Genomic DNA, 16,383 nt, shown 5'->3' with positions numbered 1-16,383 from the left:
GGCAATGACGCCTGAGCAACAGGTCGATATCTGGCTCGCCCGTCTCGCCGACGAGCGGCACGCTTCGCCGCATACGGTGGCCGGCTATCGCCGCGACCTGGCCAAGCTGTTGCGCTTCATGGAAGCGCAGCAACTGATCTCGTTCGATGCATTGGATGCGAACCGGATGCGCACATTTGTCGCCGCCGAGCATCGTGCCGGCCTGGCGCCGAAAAGCCTCCAGCGCCTGCTGTCCTCCTGCCGCAGCCTGTTCCGCCAGCTCAACCGCGAAGGCCTGCTGGCCGGCGATCCGCTGCTCGGCGTGCGCGGGCCCAAGGTGCGTCGCAAGCTGCCGCAGGTTCTCGATGTCGACGAAGCGAGTGCACTGGTCGAGACCGACAGCGGCGGCAAGCTGGCCGTGCGTGACCGCGCGATGCTGGAGCTGTTCTATTCCAGCGGCCTGCGCCTGTCCGAACTGATCGGCCTGCGCTGGCTCGATCTGGATCTCGATGGTGGCGAAGTACGCGTACTCGGCAAGGGCAGCAAGACCCGCATCGTGCCGGTCGGACGTCACGCGATTGCCGCGCTGCGCGCGCTCGGCGCGGAAGCGGGCATGCAGGCCGACACGCCGATCTTCCGTGGCCGCGGCGGCGCGCCGATCAACCCGCGCACGATTCAACTGCGCATGAAGGCGCTGGCGCTGCAGCAGGGAATCCCGAAACACATCCATCCACATCTGCTGCGACATACCTTCGCCAGCCACATGCTGGAATCCTCCGGCGACCTGCGCGCGGTGCAGGAGCTGCTCGGCCACGCCGACATCGCCACCACGCAGATCTACACGCACCTGGATTTCCAGCACCTGGCCAAGGTCTACGATGCCGCGCATCCGCGCGCGCGGCGCAAGTAAGTGCGAAACTGCCATCCTCCGCTGAACGGAGAAACCTCGGGCACGTTGCAATAAGCCTGCGGAAAGATTCCCCCGCGAAAATGCGGTACTACAACCCTCCAGGCATCCGTTCCCGTGACTCTTTCGGAAATACCACTTTCCGTCACAGCACCCGCTGTGATCAGTCATGGCGTGCGGCCAACGCATCGACACCTGCTGGGCATTGGTGAGCTGCCACCACGCGACATTTTCCGCATCCTGCTGCTGCGTCCCAACCATCGGCTGGGCAACACGCTGCTGCTCACCCCGCTGCTGACCGAGCTGGAGCGACGCTATCCCGGTGCCGAGATCGACCTGGTCACCGGTTGCGAGGCGGCCGATGACGTGTTCGCCGGATTTCGCCAGGTTCGCCACATCCATCAGCTGACCCGGCGCCCCGGTCATCATCCCGTGCACCTGCTGCGCACCTTGCTGCGGTTGCGACGGAACCGCTACGACCTAGCCATCGACAGCACCCGCGGTTCGCGCTCCGGCCGCCTGCTGCTTTTCCTCAGCGGTGCCCGCCATCTGCTCGGCCTGCCTTCCAGCAAGCGCGAACTGCGCGATGGCGGCTCGGCCTGGCAAGCCGCACTGACCCACGCGCCCAGCCACTTTTCGTTGGATGGCGTATACGCGCTGCGTTGCGCGATGGGGCTGCCTTTCCTGGATCAGGACAACACCTGGCCGCCGATGCGCATCCACCTGCGCGCGGAAGAACAGGCGTGCGGCCGCACTTTGCTGACCGACCTGCTCGGACATGCACCCGATGGTGATCATCAGGTCATCGCGCTGTTCCCGAATGCCACCGGCAACAAGCGCCTTGGCGGCGAATGGTGGCTGACCCTAGTCGATGCGCTGCAGGCGGCCCATCCGCAGTTGCGCTTTATCGAGATGCTCCCCGCGCATGGTCAGTCGCAACTGCAGCTGCGCTTTCCCGCCTTCTATTCCAGCAACGTGCGCCGGATGGCGGCCCTGCTTGCGCAATGCAACGGCTACATCAGCGCCGACTGCGGCGTGATGCACCTGGCCTGCGCCGCTGGCGTACCCACGCTGGGGCTGTTCACGCGGGACAACCTGACCCGCTATCGTCCGCGTGGTCCGCATGATGAAGCCTTGTGCGTGGCCGACCGCACGCCGGTCGAAGTGGCCGCGGCGGCAGCACCGTTCCTGCACGCCTTGCCGCGCTGAGGTCAGCCGGCCTCGCTTGCAATCGGCGCGGCCGATCCCTATCTAGTCAGCTCCTTCCCGGAGCAAGACAGCATCATGGAATCCTTCCACGCCACCACCATCGTCTGCGTGCGCCGCGAGGGCCACGTCGTGATCGGCAGCGACGGTCAGGTCACGCTCGGCAACACGGTGATGAAGGGCAATGCGCGCAAGGTGCGACGGCTCGGCAAGAGCGGTGACGTCGTGGCCGGTTTCGCCGGCGCCACCGCCGATGCATTCACCCTGTTCGAGCTTTTCGAGCAGAAGCTCGAAAAGCACAACAACAACCTCACCCGCGCCGCGGTGGAGATGGCCAAGGAATGGCGCACCGACCGCCGCTTCGGCCGGCTCGAGGCGATGCTGGCGGTGGCCGACAAAGAGACGTCACTGCTGATCTCCGGCAACGGCGACGTGGTGGAGCCCGAACACGGCCTGATCGCGATCGGTTCCGGCGGCCCGTTTGCGCAGTCGGCCGCAATGGCACTGCTCGAAAACACCGAGCTGGATGCGCGAACGATCGTCGAGAAGGCACTGAAGATCGCCGGCGACATCTGCATCTACACCAATCACAACGTGTCGATCGAAGAGCTGTAGGCGCGACGCGCCATAGCTTGATCGCACACGGTTCGCACACTCCGCTGCGCTTCCCCACGCACGAACATCCCCGGTGACTCCATGTCCGAACTCACTCCTCGCGAAATCGTCAACGAACTCGACCGCTACATCATCGGCCAGCACGACGCCAAGCGCGCCGTGGCGGTGGCACTGCGCAGCCGCTGGCGGCGCATGCAGCTGGAGCCGGGCATGCGCGAGGAAGTGACGCCGAAGAACATCCTGATGATCGGCCCCACCGGCGTCGGCAAGACCGAGATCGCGCGGCGCCTGGCCACGCTGGCGAACGCGCCGTTCGTGAAGGTGGAAGCGACCAAGTTCACCGAGGTCGGCTACGTGGGCAAGGATGTCGAGTCGATCATCCGCGACCTCGCCGACGTGGCCTACAAGCTGACCCGCGAGCACGCGGTCAAGCGCGTGCGCACACTGGCCGAGGATCGCGCCGAGGATCGCATCCTCGACGCCTTGCTGCCACGCCGGCTGAGCACACCGACCGACTGGAGCCACGATGCACCGGCGGCGCCGGCGATCGACAGCGACACTCGCCAGAAACTGCGCAAGCAGCTGCGCGAAGGTGCGCTGGATGAGCGCGAGATCGAGCTGGACTTCGCCATGAACGTGGGCGTGGAAATCATGTCGCCGCCAGGCATGGAGGAAATGGGCGCGCAGTTGCGCCAGATGTTCCAGAACATCGGCGGCGCCAAGACACAACAACGGAAATTGGCGATCAAGCTGGCACGGCCGCTGTTGATCGACGAGGAGGCCGGCAAGCTGCTCAACGACGACGAGATCCGCGCGCAGGCGATGGAAGCGGCCGAACAGAACGGCATCGTGTTCATCGACGAGATCGACAAGGTGGCCCAGCGCGGTGACCACGGCCACGCCGGGGTCAGCCGCGAGGGCGTGCAGCGCGACCTGCTGCCGCTGGTGGAAGGTTCCACCGTGTCGACCAAATACGGCCCGATCAAGACCGACCACATGCTGTTCATCGCCTCCGGCGCGTTCTCGCTGGCCAAGCCGTCCGACCTGATCCCGGAACTGCAGGGTCGTCTGCCGATCCGCGTCGAGTTGTCCGCGCTCAGCGTGGACGACTTCAAGCGCATCCTGCGCGAGCCGCACAACGCGCTGACCAAGCAGTACACCGCGCTGCTCGCCACCGAAGGTGTCGGCCTCGAATTCGTCGATAGCGGCATCGACCGGCTGGCCGAGGTGGCGTTCCAAGTCAACGAACGCACCGAGAACATCGGCGCCCGCCGGCTGCATACCGTGATGGAGCGACTGCTGGAGAAAATCTCCTATGAGGCCGCGGACAAATCCGGCGAAAACTACAAGATCGACGCCGAACATGTAGATAAAACGCTTGGAAGCCTGGTTCAGAACGAAGATCTCAGCCGCTACATCCTCTGACCTGCGGGGCGCTAACAAGCCGGTCACCTCAACCTGCTAAAATGGATGCCGTGAGCAACATCATCGAACTGAAAAACACCGGCCAGCGCGCCCAGCTGCGCGAAGCGCAGCAGAAGCAGACGCTGGTGCGGCTGTGGCGCGAGGACCTCGAGCACGGCAGCTTCTGCGGTTACGTGGGCGGCGTCGGGCGCGAATTCTTCCTGCTCTGGGTGGTCGGCGACGGCATCACCTACGACGGCATGTACGTGATGCGCCATCGCGACATTTCCGAGCTGGAGTCGCCGGACAAGCACCATGTGTTTTTCGAGAAGGCGCTGGCGTTGAAGCACATCCTGCCGCGGCCACCGCGCGGGTTTCCGCTGGACAACATCCGCGAAGTGATCCAGGCCGCCGGCGCGCAGGCACCGGTGATCGGCGTGCATGTGGACAGCGAGGACGAAGCCGAAGTCTGCTACATCGGCCGGCTGGTCAGCGTCGAGGAAGACGGCTTCCACATGCAGGAACTCAGCCCCGACGCGGAGTGGATGCGCGAAGCCTCGTTCTTCTCGTGGGATGAAGTGTCCACCGTCAGCATCGAGGACAGCTACGCGCAATCGTTGCTGGCCGTGGCTGGTGCCGCACCGGCGCTGCTGGAGCAGGGCGACGACTCCGGGATCGGCCGCGCGCACTGATCGCGTAGAGGTAGAGCGGGGCGCGTGGTTTCAGCCGCGTCACCGCAACCGTTAAGCTCCCCCGATAGCCGCGACACCAGCGGCAAGGCACCCGGGAGCAATACATGACACGCATCGTCGTCGTCGGCAGCATCAACATGGATCTGGTCACGCAGGCGCCGCGTTTCGTCGGCCCCGGCGAGACCATCCTCGGCGAACGTTTTCTCACCGTGCCGGGCGGCAAGGGCGCGAATCAGGCAGTGGCTGCGGCACGGCTTGGCGCCGAGGTGGCGCTGGTTGGCGCCACCGGCGATGACGCATTCGGCCAGCAACTGCGCCAGGGTTTGGCCGCGGAAAATATCGACCTCACTCACACGATCCAGCTCGACGATTGCGCCAGCGGCACCGCCTCGATCACTGTCGCGGGCGGCGAGAACCAGATCATCGTGGTACCCGCCGCCAATGCGCGGGTCACGCCAGCGCAAGTCGAACAGGCGCAGGCACTGATCACCCGCGCCGACGCCGTGCTGGTGCAGATGGAGATCCCGCTGGAAACCGTGGAGGCCACTCTGCGCCTTGGCCATCGACTCGGCGTGCCGGTGATCCTCAACCCTGCACCGGCGCAGAAGTTGCCCATCGAGTGGTTGCAGCTCGCCCGCTACGTCACGCCGAACCAGCACGAACTGGCGATCCTGCTGGGCGCCGATCCGGATGAAGATTTCCACGCGCTGATGCAGCGCTCGCCCGGTCCGGTCGTGCTCACTCGTGGCGCCGAAGGCGCGTGGTATCGCGAGCAGGGCGAACCGATTCACCAGCATGGCTTCAACGTCGCGGTAGTCGACAGCACCGGCGCTGGCGATACCTTCAACGCCGCGTTGGCGGTATTCCTGCGCGAAGGTCTGTCTATTGCCGTGCGCAAAGCTTGCGCGGCTGCCGCGTTGTCGGTGGGCAAGCTCGGTGCGCAAGCCGGTATGCCGACCTTGCACGAGGTCGAGGCACTGCTGGCACAGCAACCCGGCTGATCACTTGCCGATACAGAACGAGCCGAAGATCGCTCCCAGCAGGTCGTCGCTGCTATAGCTGCCGGTAATTTCACCGAGCACGTGCTGGGCCTGGCGCAGTTCCTCCGCGGCGAGTTCGCCGGCGCGGCTGCCGGCCAGCACATCGGCAGCTTGATCAAGATGCACAATGACTTGCTGCAACGCCAGCACATGCCGGCGGCGCGCACTGAACACGCCTTCACCACTACCGGCGCCAGCCAGTTGCTTGAGTTCATGGCGCAACGCGTCGAGGCCGTTGCCGGTTTTGGCGGACGCCCACAGCCAGTGACTGCCATCGCGGCGTTCGCTGTGCGCAGCGATGTCGTCGAGATCGATCTTGTTGATCAGCAGTAATCGCTCAACGTGTTTCGGCAGGTTGTCGAACAGGGCGAGATCGGCTTGCGCGTGCTCGCTGTCAGTGACCAGCAGGGCCACATCGGCGCGCTGCAGTTCGCCATGGGCGCGGCGCACGCCTTCGCGTTCGACTTCGTCGTCGGTTTCGCGCAGGCCGGCGGTGTCGGCCAGTTCCAGTGCGATGCCGTCGAAGCTGAGGCTTTCGCGCAACACATCGCGCGTGGTGCCGGCAGCTGCGTTGACGATGGCGCGGTCGCTGCCGGCCAGCGCGTTCAGCAGGCTGGACTTGCCCGCATTGGGGCGGCCGATGATCGCCACGCGCAGGCCGTCGTTGAGGCGCAGGCCGCGTTGCGCTTCGCGCAGCAACTCGGTCAGTTCGTTGCGCACGACGTGCAACTGCTGGCCGATCGCGGGATCGGCCAGGAAGTCGATTTCTTCCTCGGGAAAATCGATCGCCGCCTCGATGTGCACGCGCAGCGTGATCAGCAATTGCAGCAAAGCCTCGACCTTGCGTGAGAACACGCCTTCCATCGACTGCAGGGCGGCACGTGCACCGGCCTGCGAGCGCGCGGCAATCAGATCGGCGACGGCTTCGGCCTGGGCCAGGTCGAGCTTGCCGTTGAGGAAGGCGCGTTCGGTGAATTCACCCGGCCGCGCCAGTCGCGCGCCGAGTTCGCATACGCGGCGCAGCAATAGATCGAGCAACACCGCGCTGCCGTGGCCTTGCAGTTCCAGCACGTGTTCGCCGGTATACGAAGCGGGCGCCGGAAAATGCAGCAACAGGCCGCGATCGATCAGCTCGCCGGCGGCATCGCGAAACGCGGCGAAGTGCGCGTGCCGCGGCTGTGCGGCACGCCCCAGCAGGATTTGCGCAATCACCGGCACCGCCGGCCCGGACACACGCACCACACCGACGCCCGCTGCACCGGGCGCACTGGCGATGGCGGCGATGGTGTCGGTGGTGTGCTCGGACATAATGCGCTGACTCGTGCGAAGTCAGCCGCGACCGTTGTCCGATCGCGACTGACTGAGGTGCATCCGGCGTGGATCGGGCTCAGGCGGTCTTGACCACTTCCTCGCGATCGACGTGATGGGTGACCCACCACTGCTGGCCCAGACCGACCAGACCGTTGACCGCGTAGTACAGACACAGGCCGGCGGGGAAGAACGCGAACATCACCGTGAACAGCAACGGCATCACCTTCATCATCTTGGCCTGGGCCGGATCCATGCCCGCGGCAACCGGGTTGAGCCACTGCGTGCCCAGCATCACCGCCGCATAGATGATCGGCAGGATGTAGAACGGATCGGGCGCGCTCAGATCGGGAATCCACATGAACGCGGCGTGGCGCAGCTCCAGGCTGTACTGCAGCACGTAGAACAGGCCGTAGAACACCGGCATGGTGATCAGCACCGGCAGGCAGCCGCCCATCGGGTTGACCTTCTCCTTCTTGTACAGCTCCATGGTGGCCTGCTGCATCTTGACCTTGTCGTCGCCATAGCGCTCCTTCAGCGCCTGGATCCGCGGTGCCAGCTTGCGCATTTTCGCGCTGGACTTGTATTGCACCGCGGTCAGCTTCCAGGTCAGACCCTTGATCAGCAGCACCAGCAGGATGATCGCCAGGCCCCAGTTCTTGCTGATCGCGTGGAACTGCGACAGCACCCAGTGCATCGGCACGGCGATGACCTTGAACATGCCGTAGTCGATGGTCAGGTCCAGTCCGGGCGCGACCGCGTCCAGCGTGCCCTGCACGTTCGGCCCGAGGTACAGGCGCGACTGGCTGGTGAGGCTCTGGCCCGGCGCCACACTCAAGGCGGGGCCGAACGCACGGATCAGGTAGCGGGGCTGCGCGCTGTCGGGATTGATCGTCTGGGTGGTGTACTGATCGGTCTCGCCGGCCGGCGGAATCCACGCGGTGACGAAATACAGTCGCAGCATCGCCGCCCAGCCGCCCTTGAACTGGCTGTTGAGCTGATCCTTCTCTTTCTTGAAATCCGCGAACGGCAGCTTCTCGAATTTCTCACCGGTGTACCAGGCAGCACCATGGAAGCTGCGCGACTCCGGGTTGGACATATTGGTCAGCCAGTTGCCGGTATGCGGCGGCTCGACCCGCAGCAGCTGCTGGTAGGCATTGCCCTGCCACGCCTGCGCCGCGCCGTTGTCGATGCGCTGGCTCATGCCGATCACATAGCTGCCGCGCTTGAAGCTGTAGGTCTTGGTGACCTTGAGGCCGGCGGCATCCTGCCAGGTCAGGTCGACATTCAGATCATTCTGGCCATCGGCCAGCGTGTAGGCGGTCTGCGCACTCTGGAACACCGCCTGATGATTCGGCTGATCCTGCGGCGCGGTATCGCTGCTGCTGACCAGGCCGCTCTGGGCCACGAAGAAATGCGCGTCGTCATTGGCCAGCAATACGGTCGGCGGCGGATTCGGCGCCTTGTGCGTGCGCGGCGCGTCGGGATAAGCCAGCAGATCCGCATGCACCACACTGCCGCCGCGCGTGTCCACGGTCAGCTGCAGCACGTCGGTGTTGATGGTGATCAGCTGCGATGGCGCCTGCCCGGCATGCGCGGCGTCGGTAGCGATCGCCGCGGCCGTACCGGAGGCTGCGGTCGACGTCGCCGTGGTCGGGATCGCCCCCGGCACGCTGCCATCGGCTGACGGGGTCGCTGCGCTGGAGGCGCTGGCTGCCGCAACCGGCGGCGGTGGCGCGTAGTCCTTCTCCCAGGCGATGAACAGCAGGTAGGCCACGGCCATCAGGGCGAACATGAGGAAGGTGCGCGTTTGATTCATCGCGTAGCAAATCCAGGTAACGCCACGACACTTTGAACGCCGCGGAGACTGAGAAAAGAAAGGGTCAACGCACGATTGTGGTGGTGTCGTCTGCCCGCTTCAATGGTTCGGACGTCCCGGGCCGGTTTGCCAGCAGCTTTTTCCACAACCCATCGATCTCGACCAGCAATTGCGAACCAGGCACGCCGGCCGCCTGTTCGCGCGCCATCACCATCAGGTCCACGGCAGGCAACTGGTGACGAACGCGGCGGAACGATTCGCGCAGCAACCGCTTGATCCGGTTGCGCTCGACCGCACGCTTCGAGACGCGCTTGGAAATCGCCAGGCCGAGCCGGGCATGACCCAGTTCGTTGTCGCGATAACGCATATGAAAACAGCGGCCGCCTGCGCGTCCGCTGCTTGTCCGCAAGGCGGCAAAGTCACCTGGCCGACGTAGCCGCGCATCGCGCGGCAGCCCGGCGGTAGACATGACGCTCGTGCCGATTACGGGATCAGGCGCTTGCGGCCCTTGGCGCGACGGGCATTGAGGATCTTGCGACCGTCGGCGGTGGCCATACGGGCACGGAAACCGTGCGTGCGAGCGCGCTTGAGCTTGCTGGGCTGGAAGGTCCGCTTCATGGCTTACTCCGAAGGGAATGTGGATAAAAAGGTTGGAAAGTATGTCGGGTATTTGCCACTGCTGTCAAATGTCGCCAGACAGCAACCTGTGGATACACATGTGGATATGTGGGCGGCGATGGCGTGGAGGCTGCTGCTAGACTAGTCCATTCCGACGCGCGCAAGCGCTCCAAAGCTGTGGCTGAGTTATTCATGAGTGATCTGTGGCGGCGCTGCCTTGAGCGTCTCGAAGGCGATTTGAGCGCCGAAGACCTGCATACCTGGCTGATGCCGTTGCAGGCGCGCGACGATGCCGACGGCCTGCAGCTGTTCGCACCCAATTCCTACACCCTGGATACCGTGCGCGAGCGTTATCTGCCGCGGATCGAGGCGGTATTGCTGCTGTTGAACGGAAAAGCCTGGCCGGTGCGGCTGGAGGTCGGCTCCAATTCGACCCGGCCAACAGCTGTGACCAAGAAGCCGGCAGCAGCCCCGAAAGCCACGGTCGCCGCCCCGGCCGCGGCGGCTTTTCACCACAATCTGGATCCGCACTACACCTTCGAAACCTTCGTCGAGGGCAAGTCGAACCAGCTCGGCAAGGCCGCCGCGATGCAGGTGGCGACGAACCCGGGCCGCGCCTACAACCCGTTGCTGTTGTACGGCGGCACCGGACTGGGCAAGACCCATCTGATGCACGCCGCCGGCAACCTGATGCGCGAGCGCAATCCGGATTTCAAGGTGATGTATCTGCGCTCGGAGCAGTTCGTCGGCTCGATGATCGAGGCGTTGCGTGCCAAGAGCATGGACCAGTTCAAGCAGCGCTTCCGCTCGGTCGATGCGCTGCTGATCGACGACATCCAGTTCTTCGCCGGCAAGGACACGACGCAGGAAGAATTCTTCCATACTTTCAATGCGTTGTTTGAATCCAAGCAGCAGATCATCCTGACCTGCGACCGCTACCCGAAGGAAGTGGACAAGCTCGAGCCGCGGCTGAAGTCACGCCTGGGCTGGGGTCTCTCGGTGGCGATCGAGCCGCCGGATTTCGAGACTCGGGCAGCGATTCTGCTAGCCAAGGCGCACGAGAAGGGCGTGGCGGTCGACGAGAATGTGGCGATGCTGCTGGCCAAGCGCATCCGTTCCAACGTGCGTGACCTCGAGGGTGCCTTGAACACGCTAGCGGCGCGCGCGAACTTCTACGGCAAGCCGATCACCACCGATTTCGCCGAGGAAACCCTGCGCGATCTGCTCGCCACGCATGCCCAAGCGATCACCATTCCGAACATCCAGAAAATCACCGCCGAGTATTTCAATGTGCGGCTGCAGGATCTGCTGTCCAAGCGACGCGTACGTTCGCTGGCCCGGCCACGTCAGATTGCGATGACGCTGTCGAAGGAGCTCACCGAGCACAGTCTGCCGGAGATCGGCGAGGCGTTTGGCGGGCGCGACCACACCACGGTGATGCACGCCTGCAAGACGATCCGGAAATTTGTCGAAACCGACGCGCGGATGCGCCAGGACTGGGAACAATTGATACGCACACTGACCGGCTGAAGGGTCAGAACGTGGGTCGTGCGCAAAGATTATGGATAAGCACTGGGTCAAGCTGTGGATAATGGGTGGATGGATCGACATCTGAAGTTATCCACAAATGGCCCACAGTCAGGCAGCCTCTGCAAGCACAGCCAAGAAAAGTTTCAAGTTTTTGATTTTGAAGCAATAATCAAGAAATAAAAGTTGTCCACAACGCCTACAACAACCACTAAACTTCTTTTAAAGACAGAACAGCAGGTATAGGGGAAGCAAAGCCATGCAATTCAGCATCCAACGAGAAGCTCTGCTCAAACCGTTACAGCAGGTGGTTGGCGTGGTCGAACGTCGCCAGACGCTGCCTGTCCTGGCCAACCTGCTGGTCAAGGTGGCTGACGGCAAACTCTCTCTGACCGGTACCGACCTGGAAGTGGAGATGGTTGCCACGACCGCGGCGGAAAAGCTGGCTGACGGTGAAATCACCATTCCGGCGCGCAAACTGTTCGACATCGTGCGAGCGTTGCCGGATGGCGCGCGGATTGATCTCAAGCTCAACGGCGACCGCGTGGCACTCAACGCGGGACGCAGCCGCTTTACGCTGACCACACTGCCGGCCAGTGAATTTCCCACCGTCGACGAGATCGAACTGGTGGAAAAGGTCAGCCTGCCCGAAGAAGCCCTGCGCGACCTGATGGAGCGCACGTCGTTCGCAATGGCGAACCAGGACGTGCGCTACTACTTGAACGGCATGCTGCTGGACCTGCAGGAACACACGCTGCGCTGCGTGGCCACCGACGGCCATCGTCTGGCGATGAAGGAAACCGAGCTGCAGAGTTCGGTGAGCACCCGCCGGCAGATCATCATTCCGCGCAAGGGTGTCAACGAACTGGTCGGTTTGCTGGAAACCGGCGATGGCCAGGTCGAACTGGAATTCGGTCGCAACCACCTGCGCGTGCGCCGCGGTGATGTGGTGTTTACCTCCAAACTGATCGACGGGCGTTTCCCGGACTACGAAGCGGTCATTCCACTCGGTGCCGATAAGACCGCCACGTTGGACCGCGAAGTGCTGCGCGGGGCGCTGCAACGCGCCGCGATCCTGTCGAACGAGAAATACCGCGGCGTGCGGCTCGAACTGTCGCCGGGCAAGTTGCGCATCGTGGCGCACAACCCGGAACAGGAAGAGGCGGTCGAGGAAGTCGAGGCCGAGACGCACGTGTCGGATCTGGCGGTGGGCTTCAACGTGGGCTACCTGCTCGACGCGTTGGCCGCACTGCGTGGCGACAAGGCACGACTCAGCCTGCGCGATGCCCAGTCCAGCTGTCTGGTGCAGGAGCACGACAACGAGCATGCGCGCCACGTGATCATGCCGCTGCGGCTCTGACGCTCACCGCATGGCCTTGCCCATGTCTTGTGACAACTGGCAACGCCGGGGTTCCCATCAGGGACTCCGGCGTTGCTGTTTGTGGGCGGACGCCGGATGAAGCTTGAGCAGCTGCGTATGCGCGGTCTGCGCTGCCTCACGGATGTAGGCATCGCGCTGGATACTGGCATCAATGTCTTTGTGGGGGCCAATGGCGCCGGCAAGACGAGCGTGCTGGAAGCCGTCTTCCTGCTGTCGCATGCGCGCTCGTTTCGTAGCGGGGCGAAAGAGGCGCTTTTGCAACGGGGTACACCACAACTGTCGATATTCGCCGAATTGCGCCATGTCGATGAGCGCGTATGCCGGTTGGGCCTGGGTCGGGAAGGTGCTCGCTGGGAAGCGAAAGTGGATGGCGCGAACGCCGCGATCGGGCAACTGGTACGCGAATGCGCCGTGGTTTGCTTCGAGCCGGGTTCGCATGCCCTGATCGCCGGCGCGGCCGAAGAACGTCGGCGTTATCTCGATTGGGGTGTGTTTCACGTGGAACACGATTTCCTGACGAGTTGGCGCCGCTATCAACGAGCACTGAAGCAACGCAACAGTTTGCTGCGCTCGGCGTCGGCTGCGACAGAGGCCTTGTTTGCGCCATGGGAGGCCGAACTGGCGCAGTCGGCGCATCAGATCGATCGGCAGCGCCGTGCCTATCTTGACCTGCTGCGCCCGAAGCTGCTCGCCAGCATCGCCGGTTTGTTGCCGGAACTGGGCCAGCTGGAACTGCGCTATCGCCGAGGCTGGTCCGAGGAACTGGACTTGGCCGATCAGCTGCGCGAGCAACGGGGCAGGGATCTGGCGCGGGGACATACCACGCTTGGCGCACATCGGGCCGACTGGTCGATCGCGTTTGAACAGGCGCCTCTGCGCGAACATCTCTCTCGCGGCCAGGAAAAACTCACCGCGCTGGCATGCATGCTGGCTCAAGCCGAGTTGTACGCCGAGCATCATGGCGAATGGCCGATCGTCTGCCTCGACGACCTCGCCTCCGAGCTGGATCAGGCCCATCAAGCGGCCGTGGTGGCGCAGCTGACCGCCGCGAACGCCCAGATCCTGCTGACCGGTACCGAGCTGCCACAGGCCTTGCAGACGCTTCCTTCCCGCGTGTTCCACGTGGAACAGGGCGAGCTGACGCGCCTGCTATAATCGGAAGGTTGCATCATTCAAAGATTGCATAACCCTTAGCCCGGCCATTCACGGCGCCGTGTCGGGCGGGTCGCTGGCGCCAGGAAACGGTCAACGCATGAACGACTCCCTCGACGAATCCCACTACGACTCAAGCAACATCAAGGTCCTGAAGGGTCTGGAAGCGGTGCGCAAGCGCCCCGGCATGTACATCGGCGATACCGATGACGGTACTGGCTTGCACCACATGGTGTTTGAGGTTGTCGACAATGCGATCGACGAGGCGCTGGCGGGTTATTGCGACACTGTGGTGGTTACCATTCTCGAGGATGGTTCGGTCAGCGTCAGTGACAATGGGCGCGGCATCCCGGTCGACACGCATCCGGAAGAGGGCCGTTCCACCGCCGAAGTGGTGATGACGGTGTTGCATGCCGGCGGCAAGTTCGACGCGAATTCGTACAAGGTTTCTGGCGGCCTGCATGGCGTGGGCGTGTCGGTGGTGAACGCGTTGAGCGATCACTTGTGGTTGACGATTTATCGCGACGGTTTCGAGCATCTGCAGGAATACTCGCTCGGTGAGCCGCTGTATCCGCTGAAAGTGGTCGGTCCTTCGAGCAAGCGCGGAACCCTGGTGCGCTTCCTGCCGAGCCCGGCCACGTTTACCAGCAACATCGAATTCCACTACGACATCCTGGCCAAGCGCCTGCGCGAGCTGGCCTTCCTCAATTCCGGCGTCACCATCGACCTGTATGACGAGCGGGGCGAGGGCCGCCACGACACGTTCGCCTACGAGGGCGGCATCCGCTCGTTCGTGCAGCATCTGGCGCAGCTGAAGACCGCGCTGCACCCGAACGTGATCAGCCTGACCGCGGAGCAGGACGGGATCACCGTGGAAGTGGCGATGCAGTGGACCGACTCCTACCAGGAGTCGATGTACTGCTTCACCAACAATATCCCGCAGCGCGACGGCGGCACCCACCTCACCGGTTTCCGCGCGGCGCTGACCCGTTCGCTGCAGAGCTACATCGAGAAGTCCGGGCTGGCCAAGAACGCCAAGGTCACCCCGTCCGGCGATGACATGCGCGAAGGCATGATCGCCGTGCTGTCGGTCAAGGTGCCCGACCCGAAGTTCTCCTCGCAGACCAAGGACAAGCTGGTCTCGTCCGAGGTGAAGACGGTGGTCGAGCAGGTCGTCTACGAGAAGCTTGGCGAGTTCCTGCTGGAGCATCCGAACGAAGCCAAGGCAATCGCCTCCAAGGTGGTCGATGCCGCGCGTGCCCGCGAGGCTGCCCGCAAGGCCCGCGAGATGACCCGCCGCAAAGGTGCGCTGGACATCGCCGGTCTGCCCGGCAAGCTCGCCGATTGCCAGGAGAAGGATCCGGCGCTGTGCGAACTGTTCCTGGTCGAGGGTGACTCCGCCGGCGGTTCGGCCAAGCAGGGCCGCAACCGCAAGACCCAGGCCGTGCTGCCGCTGAAGGGCAAGATCCTCAACGTCGAGAAGGCACGTTTCGATCGCATGCTGGCCTCGGCCGAGGTCGGCACCCTGATCACCGCGCTCGGCACCGGCATCGGCAAGGACGAGTACAACCCGGACAAGCTGCGCTACCACCGCATCATCCTGATGACCGATGCGGACGTCGACGGCTCGCATATCCGCACCTTGCTGCTGACGTTCTTCTACCGCCAGATGCCCGAGCTGATCGAGCGCGGCCACATCTACATCGGCCTGCCGCCTCTGTACAAGGTGAAGCAGGGCAAGCAGGAGCTGTACATCAAGGACGACACCGCGCTGAACGACTACCTGATCTCCAGCGCGGTCGACAACGCGACGTTGACCTACAGCCCGGACGCACCGCCGATCACCGGCGAGGCGCTGGAAAAGCTGCTGCGCAGCTATCAGCACGCGCTGGACCAGATCGCCAAGTTGTCCCATCGATTCGATGCGGCGGTGCTGAATTCGCTGCTCGAGCACACACCGTTGGAACCGGCGCTGTGGGCCGATCCGGTGGCCATGCAGGCATGGCTGAAGGCAGCCACCCTGCGGCTCGCTGCCAGCGGTCTGGGCAAGCCGCACTACAAGATGTCGCTGCGCCAGGCGCACGGCGAACAGCCGGCCGCGATCGAAGTCGTGCGTGAGCAACACGGACTCAGCCACACCTGGTTCCTGCCGCAACCGTTCTTCAGCAGCAACGAGTTCCGTCCGATCCTGGCGATCAGCCAGCAGATTGCCGGCATGATCCAGCCAGATGCAGTGGCGCGTCGGGGCAATGCCTCGCGCGGTGTCCTCAGTTTTGTCGAGGCACGCAACTGGTTGCTGGAGGAAGCCAAGAAGGGTCGCAGCATCCAGCGCTTCAAGGGCCTGGGCGAAATGAATCCGGAACAGCTGTGGGATACCACGGTGAATCCGGAAACCCGCCGCATGCTGCAAGTGGGTATCGAAGATGCGATCGCGGCCGACCAGATGTTCTCCATGCTGATGGGTGAGGCGGTCGAGCCACGCCGCGACTTCATCGAGGCAAATGCGCTGAAGGTGGCCAATCTGGACATTTGAGCCGGCGGGGTGCCTTGGCTGTGATTTGCAGGGTTCCTCGTTGGCTGCAAAATCCAGGGAATGGGACCGACGGCCGGATGCCGCATGAATCGCCAGCAGGTATGCGAATAATTACGCGTTCTTGTTAGATAAGCCGCCAAGTAATTGATTTTTAACAATCTTTTATGCGGCGGTGCGACTTGTTATCCCTTGCCGGCTCGGG

At 63.7% G+C, this 16,383-nt stretch carries 14 protein-coding genes; 10 read left to right on the top strand and 4 right to left on the bottom strand.

Annotated elements, in window-relative coordinates; translation table 11 throughout:
• The first annotated feature begins 4 nt into the window (after positions 1-4).
• The 6 genes from xerC to rbsK all read left to right on the top strand — a co-directional run bounded on the left by xerC (position 5) and on the right by rbsK (position 5,804).
• Complete coding sequence (gene xerC, locus IE071_RS13175; RefSeq protein ID WP_189441662.1) at positions 5-889, top strand: tyrosine recombinase XerC; 885 nt, start codon at positions 5-7, stop codon at positions 887-889.
• A gap of 171 nt (positions 890-1,060) precedes the next feature.
• Entirely contained in the window at positions 1,061-2,095 is a 1,035-nt protein-coding gene (locus tag IE071_RS13170; RefSeq protein ID WP_229792898.1) for a glycosyltransferase family 9 protein, read from the top strand.
• Positions 2,096-2,170: 75 nt separating this feature from the next.
• On the top strand, positions 2,171-2,707 hold the full coding sequence (gene hslV / locus IE071_RS13165; RefSeq protein WP_189441660.1) for an ATP-dependent protease subunit HslV: 537 nt from the start codon (positions 2,171-2,173) through the stop codon (positions 2,705-2,707).
• 81 nt (positions 2,708-2,788) lie between these two features.
• Positions 2,789-4,132 (top strand): ATP-dependent protease ATPase subunit HslU, encoded by a 1,344-nt coding sequence (gene hslU / locus IE071_RS13160; protein WP_189441659.1) that lies wholly within the window; start codon positions 2,789-2,791, stop codon positions 4,130-4,132.
• A 41-nt stretch (positions 4,133-4,173) separates the two neighbouring features.
• Positions 4,174-4,803, top strand: a complete 630-nt coding sequence (locus tag IE071_RS13155; RefSeq protein ID WP_189441657.1) for a hypothetical protein — start codon at positions 4,174-4,176, stop codon at positions 4,801-4,803.
• 104 nt (positions 4,804-4,907) lie between these two features.
• Positions 4,908-5,804 (top strand): ribokinase, encoded by an 897-nt coding sequence (gene rbsK, locus IE071_RS13150; protein ID WP_189441655.1) that lies wholly within the window; start codon positions 4,908-4,910, stop codon positions 5,802-5,804.
• On the opposite strand, the gene mnmE is transcribed toward rbsK, so the two are convergent.
• The 4 genes from mnmE to rpmH all read right to left on the bottom strand — a co-directional run bounded on the left by mnmE (position 5,805) and on the right by rpmH (position 9,588).
• A complete protein-coding gene (mnmE, locus tag IE071_RS13145) occupies positions 5,805-7,151 on the bottom strand; it encodes a tRNA uridine-5-carboxymethylaminomethyl(34) synthesis GTPase MnmE (protein ID WP_189441652.1) in 1,347 nt (448 codons plus the stop codon).
• A 79-nt stretch (positions 7,152-7,230) separates the two neighbouring features.
• Entirely contained in the window at positions 7,231-8,970 is a 1,740-nt protein-coding gene (gene yidC, locus IE071_RS13140) for a membrane protein insertase YidC (RefSeq protein ID WP_189441650.1), read from the bottom strand.
• A 64-nt stretch (positions 8,971-9,034) separates the two neighbouring features.
• Positions 9,035-9,439, bottom strand: coding sequence for a ribonuclease P protein component (gene rnpA / locus IE071_RS13135; RefSeq protein ID WP_189441648.1), 405 nt, complete (start codon positions 9,437-9,439; stop codon positions 9,035-9,037).
• Positions 9,440-9,453: 14 nt separating this feature from the next.
• A complete protein-coding gene (gene rpmH, locus IE071_RS13130; RefSeq protein ID WP_008211413.1) occupies positions 9,454-9,588 on the bottom strand; it encodes a 50S ribosomal protein L34 in 135 nt (44 codons plus the stop codon).
• 192 nt (positions 9,589-9,780) lie between these two features.
• On the opposite strand from rpmH, the gene dnaA reads away from it, so the two are divergent.
• From dnaA to gyrB, 4 genes are all read left to right on the top strand, one after another.
• A complete protein-coding gene (gene dnaA / locus IE071_RS13125; protein ID WP_189441646.1) occupies positions 9,781-11,118 on the top strand; it encodes a chromosomal replication initiator protein DnaA in 1,338 nt (445 codons plus the stop codon).
• Between the two features lie 256 nt (positions 11,119-11,374).
• Positions 11,375-12,475, top strand: a complete 1,101-nt coding sequence (gene dnaN / locus IE071_RS13120) for a DNA polymerase III subunit beta (RefSeq protein WP_189441644.1) — start codon at positions 11,375-11,377, stop codon at positions 12,473-12,475.
• Between the two features lie 96 nt (positions 12,476-12,571).
• Positions 12,572-13,651 carry a DNA replication/repair protein RecF gene (gene recF / locus IE071_RS13115; protein WP_189441642.1) on the top strand — a complete coding sequence of 360 codons (1,080 nt, stop codon included), beginning with the start codon at positions 12,572-12,574 and terminating at the stop codon, positions 13,649-13,651.
• Between the two features lie 97 nt (positions 13,652-13,748).
• Positions 13,749-16,181, top strand: a complete 2,433-nt coding sequence (gene gyrB, locus IE071_RS13110; protein ID WP_189441640.1) for a DNA topoisomerase (ATP-hydrolyzing) subunit B — start codon at positions 13,749-13,751, stop codon at positions 16,179-16,181.
• Positions 16,182-16,383: the final 202 nt, after the last annotated feature.

Source organism: Rhodanobacter panaciterrae, from assembly GCF_014651895.1.
GTDB classification, from domain to species: Bacteria; Pseudomonadota; Gammaproteobacteria; order Xanthomonadales; family Rhodanobacteraceae; genus Rhodanobacter; species Rhodanobacter panaciterrae.
The sequence above is the reverse complement of the archived record's forward strand: the minus strand, read 5'-3'. Positions and strand labels throughout refer to the sequence as shown.

What these genes read in the sequence shown, in the direction of transcription:
- xerC (WP_189441662.1), top strand. Translation starts at nt 5, where the DNA reads ATGACGCCTGAGCAACAGGTCGATATCTGGCTCGCCCGTCTCGCCGAC.
- hslV (WP_189441660.1), top strand. Translation starts at nt 2,171, where the DNA reads ATGGAATCCTTCCACGCCACCACCATCGTCTGCGTGCGCCGCGAGGGC.
- hslU (WP_189441659.1), top strand. Translation starts at nt 2,789, where the DNA reads ATGTCCGAACTCACTCCTCGCGAAATCGTCAACGAACTCGACCGCTAC.
- IE071_RS13155 (WP_189441657.1), top strand. Translation starts at nt 4,174, where the DNA reads ATGGATGCCGTGAGCAACATCATCGAACTGAAAAACACCGGCCAGCGC.
- rbsK (WP_189441655.1), top strand. Translation starts at nt 4,908, where the DNA reads ATGACACGCATCGTCGTCGTCGGCAGCATCAACATGGATCTGGTCACG.
- mnmE (WP_189441652.1), bottom strand. Translation starts at nt 7,151, where the DNA reads ATGTCCGAGCACACCACCGACACCATCGCCGCCATCGCCAGTGCGCCC.
- yidC (WP_189441650.1), bottom strand. Translation starts at nt 8,970, where the DNA reads ATGAATCAAACGCGCACCTTCCTCATGTTCGCCCTGATGGCCGTGGCC.
- rnpA (WP_189441648.1), bottom strand. Translation starts at nt 9,439, where the DNA reads ATGTCTACCGCCGGGCTGCCGCGCGATGCGCGGCTACGTCGGCCAGGT.
- rpmH (WP_008211413.1), bottom strand. Translation starts at nt 9,588, where the DNA reads ATGAAGCGGACCTTCCAGCCCAGCAAGCTCAAGCGCGCTCGCACGCAC.
- dnaA (WP_189441646.1), top strand. Translation starts at nt 9,781, where the DNA reads ATGAGTGATCTGTGGCGGCGCTGCCTTGAGCGTCTCGAAGGCGATTTG.
- dnaN (WP_189441644.1), top strand. Translation starts at nt 11,375, where the DNA reads ATGCAATTCAGCATCCAACGAGAAGCTCTGCTCAAACCGTTACAGCAG.
- recF (WP_189441642.1), top strand. Translation starts at nt 12,572, where the DNA reads ATGAAGCTTGAGCAGCTGCGTATGCGCGGTCTGCGCTGCCTCACGGAT.
- gyrB (WP_189441640.1), top strand. Translation starts at nt 13,749, where the DNA reads ATGAACGACTCCCTCGACGAATCCCACTACGACTCAAGCAACATCAAG.